11 protein-coding genes are annotated in these 14896 nt (G+C 32.5%); 10 read left to right on the forward strand and 1 reads right to left on the reverse strand.

All coding sequences use genetic code 11. The features are described 5' to 3' along the window. The first annotated feature begins 180 nt into the window (after positions 1–180). Positions 181–1773 carry an NADP-dependent glyceraldehyde-3-phosphate dehydrogenase gene (locus LPB302_RS10750; protein WP_053973545.1) on the forward strand — a complete coding sequence of 531 codons (1593 nt, stop codon included), beginning with the start codon at positions 181–183 and terminating at the stop codon, positions 1771–1773. Positions 1774–1827: 54 nt separating this feature from the next. Here the strand turns inward: LPB302_RS10750 and LPB302_RS10755 are convergent, their stop codons facing one another. Beyond that, the gene (locus LPB302_RS10755) at positions 1828–2196 is read right to left on the reverse strand and encodes an SPOR domain-containing protein (RefSeq protein WP_053973544.1); all 369 of its coding nucleotides are present in this window, start codon (positions 2194–2196) and stop codon (positions 1828–1830) included. Between the two features lie 191 nt (positions 2197–2387). Here LPB302_RS10755 and LPB302_RS10760 point away from each other — a divergent pair, with 191 nt between their 5' ends. The 9 genes from LPB302_RS10760 (at position 2388) to ruvB (ending at position 14896) form a co-directional block, all read left to right on the forward strand. Next, positions 2388–3692, forward strand: coding sequence for a c-type cytochrome (locus LPB302_RS10760; protein ID WP_053973543.1), 1305 nt, complete (start codon positions 2388–2390; stop codon positions 3690–3692). A 72-nt stretch (positions 3693–3764) separates the two neighbouring features. Continuing rightward, entirely contained in the window at positions 3765–6827 is a 3063-nt protein-coding gene (locus LPB302_RS10765) for a TAT-variant-translocated molybdopterin oxidoreductase (protein ID WP_053973542.1), read from the forward strand. A gap of 20 nt (positions 6828–6847) precedes the next feature. Next, positions 6848–8311: an NrfD/PsrC family molybdoenzyme membrane anchor subunit gene (gene nrfD / locus LPB302_RS10770; protein ID WP_053973541.1), complete on the forward strand. Its 1464-nt coding sequence runs from the start codon at positions 6848–6850 to the stop codon at positions 8309–8311. Positions 8312–8313: 2 nt separating this feature from the next. After that, positions 8314–8841, forward strand: a complete 528-nt coding sequence (locus tag LPB302_RS10775) for a DUF3341 domain-containing protein (RefSeq protein WP_053973540.1) — start codon at positions 8314–8316, stop codon at positions 8839–8841. 10 nt (positions 8842–8851) lie between these two features. Further along, positions 8852–9400, forward strand: coding sequence for a c-type cytochrome (locus tag LPB302_RS10780; RefSeq protein WP_176966466.1), 549 nt, complete (start codon positions 8852–8854; stop codon positions 9398–9400). A gap of 26 nt (positions 9401–9426) precedes the next feature. After that, positions 9427–10917, forward strand: a complete 1491-nt coding sequence (locus LPB302_RS10785) for a hypothetical protein (protein WP_053973539.1) — start codon at positions 9427–9429, stop codon at positions 10915–10917. 35 nt (positions 10918–10952) lie between these two features. Beyond that, entirely contained in the window at positions 10953–11957 is a 1005-nt protein-coding gene (locus LPB302_RS10790; protein ID WP_053973538.1) for a cytochrome c oxidase subunit II, read from the forward strand. 32 nt (positions 11958–11989) lie between these two features. Beyond that, positions 11990–13771: a cytochrome c oxidase subunit I gene (locus LPB302_RS10795; protein ID WP_053973537.1), complete on the forward strand. Its 1782-nt coding sequence runs from the start codon at positions 11990–11992 to the stop codon at positions 13769–13771. 102 nt (positions 13772–13873) lie between these two features. Further along, positions 13874–14896, forward strand: coding sequence for a Holliday junction branch migration DNA helicase RuvB (gene ruvB, locus LPB302_RS10800; protein WP_053973536.1), 1023 nt, complete (start codon positions 13874–13876; stop codon positions 14894–14896).

Consider the following 14896-nt stretch of genomic DNA (forward strand, 5'->3'; position numbering starts at 1 on the left):
CAATTGTTTATTTTTTTTAAATCTGCTAATGAAAATTAGCAGATTTTTTTGTTCTAATACAATTTTCTCCGAAATCATTTTCGTATTTATTTAGTAAGATTCAAAGCTAGGAGTCTTATTTTTGCTAACTTGAATACCAATATTTCTGGCTGCTGAAAACAGCTATAAAATAGGATAATTATGACACAGAATTTTAAAAATATACCAGAAGAATTTAAAATTGATGCACTCCTACATCAAAAAACATATTTGGTAAATGGAGAGCTAAAAGAATGGAAAGGTGAATTTACTGATGTATATTCTACAATTTCATCTACAGAAGAATATAAACCTACACTATTAGGTGCAATTCCTAACTTAACAGAGAATGAGGCTATAGAAGCTTTAAATTCAGCTTACAGAGCCTATAATAAAGGGCAAGGTATGTGGCCTACAATGCGTGTTGCTGATAGAATTTCTTGCATGGAAGAATTTGCAGAGCAAATGAAAACTAAGCGTAAGGAAGTTGTAAAGCTTTTAATGTGGGAAATAGGAAAATCTCTCACAGATTCTGAAAAAGAGTTTGATAGAACAGTAGAATATGTTTATGATACTATAGAAGATTATAAGCAAATGGATAGAGATTCTGCTAAGTTCGAAAAACATAGTGGAGTTCATGCACATATTAGAAGAGGTCCATTAGGTGTTGTTTTGTGTTTGGGGCCTTATAACTATCCCTTAAATGAAACCTTTGCATTGTTAATTCCAGCATTAATTATGGGGAATACAACTGTATTTAAACCAGCAAAACATGGGGTTCTATTGTTGTCACCAATAATGGAAGCATTTCAGAATAGCTTTCCAGAAGGAGTTGTAAATATTATTTATGGTAGAGGTCGTGTTTTAGCAACACCAATCATGAAAACTGGTAAGGTTGATATATTAGCCTTAATAGGTAATAGTAAGTCAGCAAATGCAATTCAAGAGAATCATCCTTATAAAAATAGATTGCGTTTAGTTTTAGGTTTAGAGGCTAAAAATCCTGGAATTGTTTTGCCAGATGCAGATTTAGATTTAGCTATTGATGAATGTTTAACAGGTTCAATTTCCTTTAATGGGCAAAGATGTACTGCTCTTAAAATACTTTTTGTGCATGAACATATTGTAGATAAATTTAATAAGCGATTTGCAGAAAAAGTAGATGCCTTAAAATTTGGTAATCCTTGGGAAAAGGATGTAAAATTAACACCTTTGCCAGAACCAGGTAAGCCAGATTATATACAAGAATTAATAGATGATGCTAAAGAAAAAGGAGCAAAAATATTGAATGAAAAAGGAGGAGAAAGAACAGAAAATTACATTTTTCCTTCAGTATTGTATCCTGTCTCAAAAGATATGAGAGTATATGAAGAGGAGCAATTTGGTCCAGTAATTCCTATTGTTTCTTTTAAGAATATTCAAGAACCACTAGATGCTATGGCTGATTCCAACTATGGTCAGCAAGTAAGTGTTTTTGGCAGTGATGTTAAAACTTTAGCACCTTTAATAGACACTTTAGTTAATTTGGTTTGTAGGGTAAATTTAAATAGTGCAGCACAGAGAGGTCCAGATGTATATCCATTTACAGGTAGAAAAGATTCTGCAGTTAGTACATTAAGTGTACATGATGCATTAAGATCATTTTCAATAAGAACTTTTGTAGCTTCTAAAGACACAGAGTATAATAACAACATTTTACAAGAGTTACTAGATAAGAAAACATCCAATTTTATTAATACTGACTATATATTGTAGTACAAAAAAATCCCAAATCAACGATTTGGGATTTTTTTATTTTAGAGAATTCTTTTATTTACCTAAAGGGATAGCTATTAAACCAGAGAATTTTTCAGAAAAACTCATCATAGCTTTATCAGCTTCAAGTTTGGTTTTATAATTACCAACCAATACTTTCCAATAGGGTTGGTTATAGTCTAATTTAGTATAAACTCCAGGAAAAAGCACTTTAAATTTACTTTGCGTGCTTCTAGCTTTTGTTTCATTTCCATAATACAATTGTATGCGATATCCATACCCATATTTTTTATTAAAGGCTCTTTTTTTAGCTATTAATTTACGAACACTATTACTTGTATTTGTGCTATTTTGAGCATTTATCCTAGTAATTCCTAATAGGCAAAAAGCAATAAAAAGTAATAAAATTGTACTATTTTTCATAAAAGAAATTTTTACAAAAATAACGACAAGTTTTAGATTATATTGAAAAAACTCTTTATTTAGAATTGTTATAAATTAATATTTACCATCCTTTTCCTTTTTTTAAATTTAGCAATATGTAGTACTTTTGTACAACTGTTCAAAAAGTGGTTTTTGGGCTATTTATACAGATATTAAAATAGTTTGTAAATATGAAAAGTGTAGCGTTACACAGTAAAATAATCAAAGTACTTCTTAAGAGTTTTACAATCATTCTGCTTTTTTCAATTAGCTTATCTTCTTATTCTCAAGAAGTTGATGCTGCTCGTCAAGCAGAAGGTAGAAAGCTTTTTAAATCCCTTTGTGCTTCTTGTCATAAATTAGATAGAAAGCTTGTTGGGCCTGCTTTAGGTGGTGTTGAAGAACGTAGAGAAAATGAATGGTTATTGGCTTGGATTAAAAATAATGCAGAGCTAAGAGCCTCAGGTGATAGACAAGCTATTGCTATTTATGAGGAATACAATGGGTCTCCAATGACCGCTTTTCCTCAATTAAGTGATGATCAAATAAACAATATTCTATATTACACAACAGTAGGTGATCCTGTAAAAGCAGATGTTGCTGGTACAGCTGTTGTAGATGCAACTGCTGGTGGTTCTGGTAGTGCACCTGAATGGATTATTTACTTATTAGCTGGTGCAATAATTGTTGCTTTCTTAATGATTGCAAGTTTGTTGAAGCAGGTAAATGAGTTAAAAGGTAATAAGTCAGAGAATAAGTCAAATCTTAAAAGAGATTTACAAGAGCTTTGGGAAGGTATTAAAGGTAATACATTTTTGCATGTTTTAACTACAATTTTTGTATTGTTAATGGGTGCTTACATTGTGTTTGGCACATTGTTTAAAGTTGGAGTTAATGAAGGTTATATGCCTCTACAACCAATTGCTTTTTCTCATAAAATTCACTCAGGAGAAAATAAAATTGAATGTCAATATTGTCATTCTTCTGCAAAACATAGTAAGCATTCAGGAATTCCTTCTGTAAATGTTTGTATGAATTGTCATAAAAACATTGCTGAAGTGGCTGAAGGTACAGTTGTTGAATGGGATGGAATGACGTATGGTAAAGCTGAGCTTGATAAAGAAATTGCAAAAGTTTACGATGCTGCTGGTTGGGATCCTGATGAGTTAGAGTATACAGGTAATACAAAACCTATTAAGTGGATTAGAATTCATAACCTACCAGATTTTGCGTACTTTAATCATTCACAACACGTAACAGTAGGTGGTATCGAATGTCAAAAATGTCATGGTCCAGTTGAGACTTATGATGAAATGCGTCAATTTTCACCTTTAACAATGGGTTGGTGTATTAATTGTCATAGAGAAACTAATGTAGATTTAAAAGGTTCAGAATACTATGATAATATCCACAAAGAATTAGCAAAGAAGTATAATGTAGATAAAGTTACTATTGCTCAGTTAGGTGGATTGGAATGTGGTAAGTGCCACTATTAATTAAAAAAGAAGAATAGTTTTTGTTGCTAGAAATTTCTTTCAACAAAATCTAAAACTAATAACTAAAAGTAAATGGCTTCAAACAAAAAATACTGGAAAAGTGTTGAGGAACTAAAAGGTAGTTCTATTGTTGAAACGTTAAGTAAAAATGAGTTTGTAGATGAGATTGCTACAGATCAGTTTTTAGGTGATAAAGAAACATTAGAAAATAGTTCTACTTCACGTAGAGATTTTTTAAAGTACGTTGGTTTTACAACAGCTGCAGCTTCTTTAGCAGCTTGTGAAGGTCCTGTTAGAAAGTCTATTCCTTATGTAGTTAAACCAAATGATATTATTGCAGGAGTTGCAGATTGGTATGCAACTTCTATGGCAGATGGTTATGACTTTGCAAATGTTTTAGTAAAAACAAGAGAGGGTCGTCCAATTCAAATCATGCCAAATAAAGATGCGAATGGTACAACCACTGCAAGAGTGCAGGCTGCAATTTTATCTTTATATGATGAGAAATTAAGATTAAAAGAACCAACGAAAGCTGGTGAAGAAATTTCTTGGTCAGATGCAGATAAAGAAATTGGTTTAAAATTATTAAGCTTACAAAATCAAAATAAACCAGTTGTATTATTAACTGGTACTATGGCTAGTCCATCAACTGATAAAATTATTTCAGAATTTACAACAGCATATCCTAACATTAAACATGTAGTTTATGATGCAGTGTCAGAAGCAGGTGCAACTGAAGCAATGTTAGCTATGTATGGTAAAAGAGCTTTACCAAACTATCATTTAGAAAAGGCAAAAACAATAGTTTCTATTGGAGCTGACTTTTTGAGTGATTTTCATGGTGGTTTTGAAAAAGGATATGTAAATGGTAGAAAACCAGAATCTGGTCAAATGTCTTACCATGTACAGTTTGAAAGTAATATGTCTTTAACTGGTGCTAATGCTGATAAGAGAGTTGTTTTAAAGCCTTCAGATCAAGTATTTGCATTATTAAATCTTTATAACGAGGTAACTGGTAATAGAGTTTCTTCTAAAGCAACTCCTGTAGATGCTGAGATAAAGAAAATGGCATTAGAATTAAGAATGAATGGTTCTAGGTCTGTTGTAATGACTGGCTTAAATGATAAAAATGCACAATTAATTGCATTCGCTATAAACGAAGCATTAAGTAGTGAGATTTTTGACACAAACAATACCCTAAATATTCGTCAAGGAAATGATGCAGAGGTAGCCCAGCTAATTTCTGACATGAAGTCAGGCAAAGTAGCAGGTTTATTAACGCACAATGTAGATCCTATATACTCGTTAGCGAATTCAACTGATTTTATAGAAGGATTTTCTAAATTAGAATTATCAGTGGCATTATCTACAGAAAATAGTGCAACAGTAGATGCTTCTAATTATGCATTACCAACACCTCATTTCTTAGAATCTTGGGGAGATACACAATTTGATAGTGTGACTTATGGTTTAATGCAACCTACTATTCAACCTTTATTTAATACACGTCAGTTGCAAGATACATTGTTAATGTGGTCTGGTAACTCAACAAAATATTATGATTATTTAAAAACTTTTGCTGCTGATTCTGTTTTGAATGGAAGTTCTTGGAATACAGCTTTACACAATGGTTTCTTTAATAGAGCCTCAGTTGTAGAAGAAGTAGAATTTGTAAGTACAGTATCTTTAGCTAGTGCAGCTTCAGCTTTGTCTTCTTCTGCAAATAAAGCAAGTGGTTTTGAATTAAATTTATATACTAAAACTGGTTTGGGTGATGGTAAACAAGCCAATAATCCTTGGTTACAAGAATTCCCTGATCCAATTACAAGAGCTTCTTGGGATAACTATTTAACCATGTCTATTGCTGATGCAAAAGAGTTAGGTTTTTCAAATCCAGTTAAAGACAATGGAGCAATTAATGGTGACTATGCTAAAATTTCCGTAAACGGAAAAGAAGCTGTAGTTCCTGTTATGATTCAACCAGGTCAAGCTAAAGGTTCTTTAGGTTTAGCTTTAGGTTTTGGTAAAACATTTGGTTTAAAAGAAGAAATGCAAGTTGGTGTTAACGCATATCCTTTTTATGCAAACAGCAACAATATCCAATATGGGGTTACAATAGAAAAAGTAGGTGGTTATCACGAGTTTGCTTGTACGCAAGTTCAGAAAACTATTGCAGGTCGTCATGACATTTTAAAAGTAGCTTCCTTAAAAGAGTATAAAAACGTAGATCCTAAAGATCATCATCATGGATGGAATAAGCCAGCTTATGTGTCTTATGATCATCAAGAGGTTGAAGCAAACACCATAGATTTATGGGATGAGCACAACAGAGATTTAGGACATCATTTTAACTTATCTATTGATTTAACTTCTTGTACAGGTTGTGGGGCATGTGTTGTAGCGTGTCATGCAGAAAACAATGTGCCAGTTGTAGGAAAAAGAGAGGTAAGAGTGGGTAGAGATATGCATTGGTTGCGTATTGATAGATATTATTCTTCAACAGTAGAAACTAGAGAAGATGCTAAAGAATTAGGGTTAAGTAGAGGGGAAATGTATGAAGCTTTAGAAACTGAAGCTGAAAATCCTGAAGTTACTTTTCAACCAATGATGTGTCAGCATTGTAACCATGCTCCTTGTGAAACTGTTTGTCCTGTTGCTGCAACAACTCATGGTCGTCAAGGACAAAATCAAATGACTTACAATAGATGTGTTGGTACTAGATATTGTGCAAATAACTGTCCATATAGAGTTCGTAGATTCAACTGGTTTGAATATGCAAACAATAATCAGTTTGACTTTAACATGAACAACGAATATGGTAAGATGGTATTAAACCCAGATGTTGTAGTACGTGGTAGAGGAGTTATGGAGAAATGTTCTATGTGTATTCAAATGACACAAGCAACAATTCTTAAAGCGAAAAAAGAAGGTAGAGCAGTAAATACAGATGAGTTTGAAACAGCATGTTCATCTGCTTGTACAACTGGTTCATTAGTTTTTGGTGATGTAAATAATAAAGAAGACAAAGTAGCTGCTTTAGCAAAAGACAAAAGAGCTTACAATGTTTTAGATTACTTACAAACAAAACCGAATGTAATCTATCAAGTGAAAATAAAAAATACAAACGAAGCGTAATTAAATTTAAGATATAGAATATGTCTCATTACGAAGCACCTATTAGGGAACCTTTAGTATTAGGTGATAAAAGTTATCACGATATTACCGAAGACATTGCTAAACCTATAGAAGGTAAAGCAAATAAGAATTGGTATATAGCATTTTATATTTCTTTAGCAGCAATGCTTTGGGGATTTGGATGTATTTTCTATACAGTAGGAACTGGTATTGGAGTTTGGGGATTAAGCAAGAACATTGGTTGGGCTTGGGATATCACAAACTTTGTATGGTGGGTAGGTATTGGTCACGCAGGAACGTTAATTTCTGCAGTACTATTATTATTCCGTCAAAAATGGAGAATGGCCATAAACCGTTCTGCAGAAGCAATGACAATTTTTGCCGTTTTTCAAGCAGGATTGTTTCCAATTATTCACATGGGTAGACCATGGAATGCATACTGGGTTTTACCATTACCAAACCAATTTGGTTCATTATGGGTAAACTTTAACTCACCATTATTGTGGGATGTATTTGCAATTTCTACGTACTTATCTGTATCATTAGTTTTCTGGTGGACAGGTTTATTACCAGATTTTGCAATGATTAGAGATAGAGCTGTTAAACCTTTCCAAAAGAAAATTTATGCATTATTAAGTTTTGGTTGGTCTGGTAGAGCTAAAGATTGGCAACGTTTTGAAGAAGTATCTTTAGTATTAGCTGGTTTAGCTACTCCTTTGGTATTATCTGTACATACAATTGTATCTATGGACTTTGCTACATCTATTAATCCAGGTTGGCACTCAACCATATTTCCACCTTATTTCGTTGCAGGAGCCATCTTTTCAGGATTTGCAATGGTACAAACCTTACTAGGTATAATGAGAAAGGTTACAAATATGGAGGAGTATATTACACGTTTACACGTGGAGTATATGAACATTGTAATTATCTTAACAGGTGGTATAGTTGCTGTAGCATATGCAACTGAGTTTTTCATAGCATGGTATACAGGTTCTCCTTATGAGAATTATACATATCTATCTGTGGGAGCAGCAACAGGGCCTTATGCTTGGGCATTTTACTCATTATTATTCTTTAACATTTTAACTCCTCAGTTATTATGGTTTAAGAAAATTAGAAGAAGCTTTATATGGTCTTTCATTATTTCAATATTTATAAATATTGGTATGTGGTTTGAGCGTTTTGATATTATTGCAATTGTATTAAGTAAGGGGCATTTACCTTCAACTTGGTGGAGATTCGAACCAACTTTTGTTGATGTAGGTATCTTTATTGGAACTATTGGATTTTTCTTTGTGTTATTCCTATTATATGCTAGAACTTTCCCAGTAATTGCACAAGCTGAAGTAAAAACAATATTAAAATCTTCTGGAGAGTTTTACAAGAAGAGAAGAGCACAAGGTATTCCTACTAAACCAACTGTTGTAATAGTTGATAAAGAAATTAAGGAAGTTAACCCTGATAAAAACAAAGAAGAATAATTATGGAATCATCAAAAGTTATTCACGCATTTTACAATGATGATGAAGTGTTGTTAGACGCTGTAAAAGCAGTTAAGTCAGAACACCATCATATAGAAGAAGTATTTTGTCCATTTCCAGTTCATGGTTTAGACAAAGCAATGGGATTAGCTCCAACAAAGTTGGCAATTACTGCTTTCTTTTATGGAATTACAGGTTTGGCATTCGCAATTTGGATGACAAATTATATGATGATAGAAGATTGGCCACAAGATATTGGTGGTAAACCAAGTTTCTCTTGGGTAGAGAATATGCCTGCCTTTGTTCCAATCATGTTTGAATTAACAGTATTTTTTGCTGCTCACTTAATGGTTATTACTTTTTATATGAGAAGTAGAATTTGGCCATTCAAGAAGGCTGAAAATCCAGATCCTAGAACTACAGATGATCATTTTTTAATGGAGATTCCAGTTCACAATAATGTAGATGAATTAACTGCTTTATTAACAAAAACTGGAGCTGTAGAAATTAATATAGTAGATAAGCACTAATAAAGATATAATGAAGAGTTTAAAATTATTTATTGCTTTAGTTGTATTTGCAGGTATTATTTCTTGCAATGACAAAAGAAAACCTCAGTTGGAGTACATGCCAGATATGTATGTCTCTATACCTTATGATACAGATGATGCAGATGGTTTAAATGGTGAGCCTGTAAATAGTAAACCAGTTGCTGGAACTATTCCTAGAGGTGGTCATCCTGCATATGATATTCCTGATACTGCAGAAGGATACGAAAAGGCAAAAACTGAATTAAAAAATCCATTAGAAGCTTCTGAAGCAAATTTAGAAAAGGGTAAGGAATTGTATAATATTTATTGTATTTCTTGTCATGGTAAAAAAGGAGATGGTAATGGATATTTATCACAAGCTGAAAAGTTTGAAGGTATACCAAGTTACAAGGATAGAGAAATTACTGCAGGTTCTATTTATCATGTTATCATACATGGTAAGAACTTAATGGGGTCTCACTCTGGACAATTAACTTATAATGAACGTTGGCAGATAATTCATTACGTAGAGCAATTACGTGCTGATTTATTAAAATAATTACAAAAAGAAAGAATACGAAAGATATGTATCAATTCTCAGGTAAATTAAAAACACTCTCTATTATACTAACAGTTGTTGGTTTATTAGGTATTGGATGGAGTTTCTTTACAGCACCAAGTACAATTGAAGATGCAAAAGAAATTATAGCACAACAATCATCACATGATGATGGTCATGGAGAAGCACATGTAGAAGATCACTCAAATGATCACAATGCAAGTGGAGCTCATGGTAATGATCATAAAAATGAATTAACAGACAATGATCATAATAGTACTTCTGGAAGTCATGCAGGAGAGGCTCATATAGATAAAGAGATGAGTGCTCATGGTGCTCATAATGATGATACTCATGCAGAACATGTTTTACATCAATTGCAAAATAAGCCTTGGTCAGCCTTATATGTTTCTTTATTTTTCTTTTTAGGAATTTCTCTATTAGTTTTAGCATTTTATGCTGCACAGAGAGTTGCACAATCAGGTTGGTCAGTTGTGCTTTTTAGAGTAATGGAAGCTATAACAGCGAACTTAGTGCCAACTTCTATTATTATGTTAGTTGTAATTTTAGCAGCATCTGTTTTACATATGAATCATATGTTTCCATGGATGGCAGAAGGTACTTTCGATCCTACAAGTCCAAACTATGATGCAATCGTTGATGGTAAATCTTGGTGGATGAATGTTCCTGGTTGGACAATCAGAAGTATTGCTTATTTAGTGATTTGGAATGTTTTCAGATATTTGATGAGAAAAAATTCTATTGCTGAAGATTCTGCTGATGACAATAACAAAACATATAAGAAAAACTATAATACATCAGTTATCTTCTTATTCTTATTCATGATTACTGAATCTATGATGTCTTGGGATTGGATTATGGGATTAGATCCTCATTGGTTTTCAACTTTATTTGGTTGGTATGTATTAGCAAGTTTATTAGTTAGTGCTTTAACAGTAGTGGCTTTTGTAACTATATATTTAAGATCTAAGAATGCTATTCCTGGTATTAATGATAGTCATATACATGATTTAGCTAAATTTATGTTTGGTTTCTCTGTATTCTGGACATATTTATGGTTTGCTCAGTTTATGCTTATTTGGTATGCAGATATCCCAGAGGAAACTACTTACTTTGTAGCAAGATTTAATGAGTATAAATTACCATTTTTAGCAATGGTTGTAATGAACTTCGTATTCCCAGTATTATTATTAATTAATAGTGATTACAAAAGTATTCCTTGGTTTGTAGTTATTGGAGGTATCGTAATTTTAGGAGGTCATTATATAGATATTTTTGTAATGGTTATGCCAGCTACAGTTGGTCCTTTCTGGTCATTTGGAATTGCAGAATTTAGTGCACTTTTATTCTTTTTAGGAATATTTATATTCACTGTATTTAGTGCATTTGCAAAAGCGAATCCAGTTCCAAAAAGAAATCCATTCTTAGAAGAGAGTGAGCATTTTCACTATTATAATATTGAACATAGAGGAGAAGGCTCTGGAGATCATCATTAATAAATTAAGAATTAAATAAATAAGAAAAGATATATATGCTAGCTCTATTTTATATTTTTATAGGTGTTGCAGTAGGTGTAAGTGTTTGGCAAATAACAAGAATTCTAGATTTTAGAGGTGTTATTGCTAACGATGAAGACAATGCAAAGCAAGGTAAGTACGCACTGTATTTTATGGTGTTCTTTTATGCAATGATGATTTATTGTTTAATAGCAATGAATGTTATAATGCTTCCAGAATCAGCTTCAATAGAAGGAGAACACGATGATAGACTATTTAACATTACATTCTGGTTAATTGGTATTGTACAATTCATAATGCAATTTTTAATTTTCTTCTTTACATTTAAGTACAGAGGTAACAAAAATAACAAAGCTAAGTTTTACGCTGATAGTCACAAGTTAGAAATGATTTGGACAATTATACCAGCAGTAGTTTTAGTTGTTTTAATTGGATATGGTTTATGGCAGTGGAATAACGTTATGGATATTGATGACGATGAGGCTGTTGTAATTGAAGTTTATGCTTATCAATGGGGATGGCATGCAAGATATGCAGGAGAAGATAATACTTTAGGTACTGGTAATGTAAATTACATTAAGGGTATTAATACTATTGGTGTGGATATGTCTGATGTTAACTCTCAAGATGATCAACAAGTAACAGAATTATATTTACCAAAAGGTAAAAAGGTACATTTTAAGTTCCGTTCGCAAGATGTATTACACTCTGCTTATATGCCTCACTTTAGAGCTCAAATGAACTGTGTTCCAGGTATGGTTACTGAGTTTGGGTTTACACCAAAATATACTACTGAAGAAATGCGTATGCAATCTGAAGTAAGAGAGAAAACAAAAGGGATTAATAAAATTAGAGCTGCTAAGGGAGAAGACCTTTACGAATTTGATTACGTTTTATTATGTAATAAGATTTGTGGAACATCTCACTACAGTATGCAAATGAAAATTACGGTTGTAGAGCAAGATGAATATGAAGCTTGGATTTCAGAACAACCAACGTTAGCAACAGTTATTAAATAATTAATAAAAAAGACACTACAAATTATATTATTATGTCAGATCACCATCATAAAGAAACATTTGTAACAAAATATATTTTTAGTCAAGATCATAAAATGATTTCTAAACAATTCTTGGTTACAGGAATGTTTATGGGAATTATTGCAGTGTTAATGTCGATGTTATTTCGTTTACAATTAGCATGGCCAGATACATCATTTTCTATTGTTGAAGCTTTCTTAGGAAGACATCAAACAGATGGAATAATGAGCCCAGATATTTATTTAGCATTAGTTACAATTCACGGTACAATTATGGTATTCTTTGTACTTACTGCTGGATTAAGTGGTACTTTTTCAAACTTATTGATTCCATTACAAATTGGAGCTAGAGATATGGCATCAGGATTTTTAAATATGATTTCATATTGGCTATTTTTTCTATCTAGTGTTATAATGGTAATTTCACTATTTGTAGAAGCTGGACCAGCTTCTGCAGGTTGGACAATTTATCCTCCACTAAGTGCTTTACCTCAGGCAATTCCAGGTTCTGGTGCTGGTATGACATTATGGTTAGTATCTATGTCAATCTTTATTGCATCATCTTTAATTGGTGCACTAAACTATATTGTTACAGTACTTAACTTAAGAACAAAAGGAATGAAAATGACAAGATTGCCTCTAACAATTTGGGCTTTCTTTATTACAGCAATTATTGGTGTTGTTTCTTTCCCAGTTTTATTATCGGCGGCTTTATTATTAGTTTTTGATAGAAGTTTTGGAACATCGTTCTATTTATCAGATATATTTATTTCTGGTGAAGTTTTACATTATCAAGGAGGTTCTCCAGTATTGTTTGAACACTTATTTTGGTTCTTAGGTCACCCAGAGGTATATATTGTATTACTACCAGCTTTAGGTATTACTTCAGAAATTATTTCTACGAACTCAAGAAAACCAATTTTTGGATATAGAGCAATGGTTATGTCAATCATGGCAATTGCATTCTTATCAACAATTGTTTGGGGTCACCACATGTTTATTTCAGGAATGAATCCTTTCTTAGGTTCTGTATTTACATTTACAACTTTATTAATTGCAATTCCATCTGCTGTAAAAGCATTTAATTATGTAACCACACTTTGGAAAGGTAATTTACAGTTAAACCCAGCCATGTTATTTTCTATTGGTTTAGTATCAACATTTGTAACAGGTGGTTTAACAGGATTAGTTTTAGGTGATTCTGCCTTGGATATTAATATTCACGATACTTACTTTGTTGTAGCTCACTTCCACTTAGTAATGGGTGTATCTGCCATATTTGGTATGTATGCAGGTATCTATCATTGGTTCCCGAAAATGTATGGAAGAATGATGAATAAAACTATGGGTTATTGGCACTTCTGGATTACAATTATTTGTTCTTATGGAGTTTTCTGGCCAATGCACTTTATTGGTTTAGCTGGTTTACCAAGAAGATATTATTCAAACACAGCATTTCCAATGTTTAACGACTTAGCAGATATTAATGTTGTTATTACAATATTTGCATTAGTTGGTGGAGCTGCTCAAATTATATTTTTAGCAAATTATTTTATCTCAATTTATAGAGGAGAAAAAGCAACTCAAAATCCTTGGAAGTCTAATACTTTAGAATGGACAACTCCTGTTGAGCATATTCATGGTAACTGGCCAGGTAAATTGCCAGAAGTTCATAGATGGGCTTATGACTACAGTAAAAGAGTAGATGCTAGTGATGATGATAGTGATTATTTACATGGTCAAGATTACGTGCCACAAACTACTCCATTATTAGAAGGCGAAGAGCCATCATAGCATAAATTATTATTAAAAAAAGCCTTTCCAATTTTGGAAAGGCTTTTTTGCTTTGTAACAAAACTTACAAATAGGTTTTTTAAATTGCATTATCTTTGTTTTATGAACGAAAACTTGAATCCTGAAAACTCTCATTATTCTAACGAAGAATTAGATGTAGAAAAAAAATTACGTCCACTTTCTTTTGATGACTTTACAGGACAAGATCAAGCATTAGAAAACTTAAAAATCTTTGTTGAAGCTGCAAATCAAAGAGGTGAAGCATTAGATCACGCTTTATTTCATGGGCCTCCAGGATTAGGAAAAACAACGTTGGCACATATTTTGGCTAATGAATTGCAAGTAGGTATCAAAGTTACTTCTGGGCCTGTTTTAGATAAGCCAGGAGATCTTGCAGGTTTGTTAACTAATCTAGATGAAAGAGATGTTTTATTTATCGATGAAATTCATAGATTAAGTCCTATTGTAGAAGAGTATCTATACTCTGCTATGGAAGATTATAAGATTGACATTATGATCGAATCTGGACCTAATGCAAGAACAGTTCAAATTAACTTAGAACCATTTACTTTAATTGGTGCTACAACTCGCTCAGGATTACTTACAGCACCAATGAGAGCACGTTTTGGAATTAGTAGTAGATTACATTATTATTCAACTGAATTATTAACTACAATTATTCAGAGAAGTGCTTCTATTTTACAAGTTCCAATCTCTATGGAGGCTGCAGTAGAAATTGCTGGTAGAAGTAGGGGAACACCAAGAATTGCTAATGCATTATTAAGAAGAGTTAGAGATTTTGCTCAGATTAAAGGTGATGGCAATATTACCATACAAATTGCGAAGTATGCTTTGAAAGCTTTGAATGTCGATGCTCATGGTTTAGATGAAATGGATAACAAAATTTTAGCTACAATTATAGATAAGTTTAAAGGTGGTCCTGTAGGAATTAGTACAATTGCAACTGCAGTTTCTGAGAATACAGAAACAATAGAAGAAGTTTACGAGCCATTTTTAATTCAACAAGGTTTTATCATGAGAACTCCTAGAGGAAGAGAGGTAACAGAGTTAGCTTACAAACATTTGGGAAGAACCAAAGGCAGAAATCAAGGAGAATTGTTTTAA

The organism is Polaribacter dokdonensis (assembly GCF_024362345.1).
Classification (GTDB): Bacteria; Bacteroidota; Bacteroidia; order Flavobacteriales; family Flavobacteriaceae; genus Polaribacter; species Polaribacter dokdonensis.

Bases quoted from the DNA above. Each gene is read 5' to 3' on its own strand.
- LPB302_RS10750 (WP_053973545.1), top strand. From the start codon at position 181: ATGACACAGAATTTTAAAAATATACCAGAAGAATTTAAAATTGATGCA.
- LPB302_RS10755 (WP_053973544.1), bottom strand. From the start codon at position 2,196: ATGAAAAATAGTACAATTTTATTACTTTTTATTGCTTTTTGCCTATTA.
- LPB302_RS10760 (WP_053973543.1), top strand. From the start codon at position 2,388: ATGAAAAGTGTAGCGTTACACAGTAAAATAATCAAAGTACTTCTTAAG.
- LPB302_RS10765 (WP_053973542.1), top strand. From the start codon at position 3,765: ATGGCTTCAAACAAAAAATACTGGAAAAGTGTTGAGGAACTAAAAGGT.
- nrfD (WP_053973541.1), top strand. From the start codon at position 6,848: ATGTCTCATTACGAAGCACCTATTAGGGAACCTTTAGTATTAGGTGAT.
- LPB302_RS10775 (WP_053973540.1), top strand. From the start codon at position 8,314: ATGGAATCATCAAAAGTTATTCACGCATTTTACAATGATGATGAAGTG.
- LPB302_RS10780 (WP_176966466.1), top strand. From the start codon at position 8,852: ATGAAGAGTTTAAAATTATTTATTGCTTTAGTTGTATTTGCAGGTATT.
- LPB302_RS10785 (WP_053973539.1), top strand. From the start codon at position 9,427: ATGTATCAATTCTCAGGTAAATTAAAAACACTCTCTATTATACTAACA.
- LPB302_RS10790 (WP_053973538.1), top strand. From the start codon at position 10,953: ATGCTAGCTCTATTTTATATTTTTATAGGTGTTGCAGTAGGTGTAAGT.
- LPB302_RS10795 (WP_053973537.1), top strand. From the start codon at position 11,990: ATGTCAGATCACCATCATAAAGAAACATTTGTAACAAAATATATTTTT.
- ruvB (WP_053973536.1), top strand. From the start codon at position 13,874: ATGAACGAAAACTTGAATCCTGAAAACTCTCATTATTCTAACGAAGAA.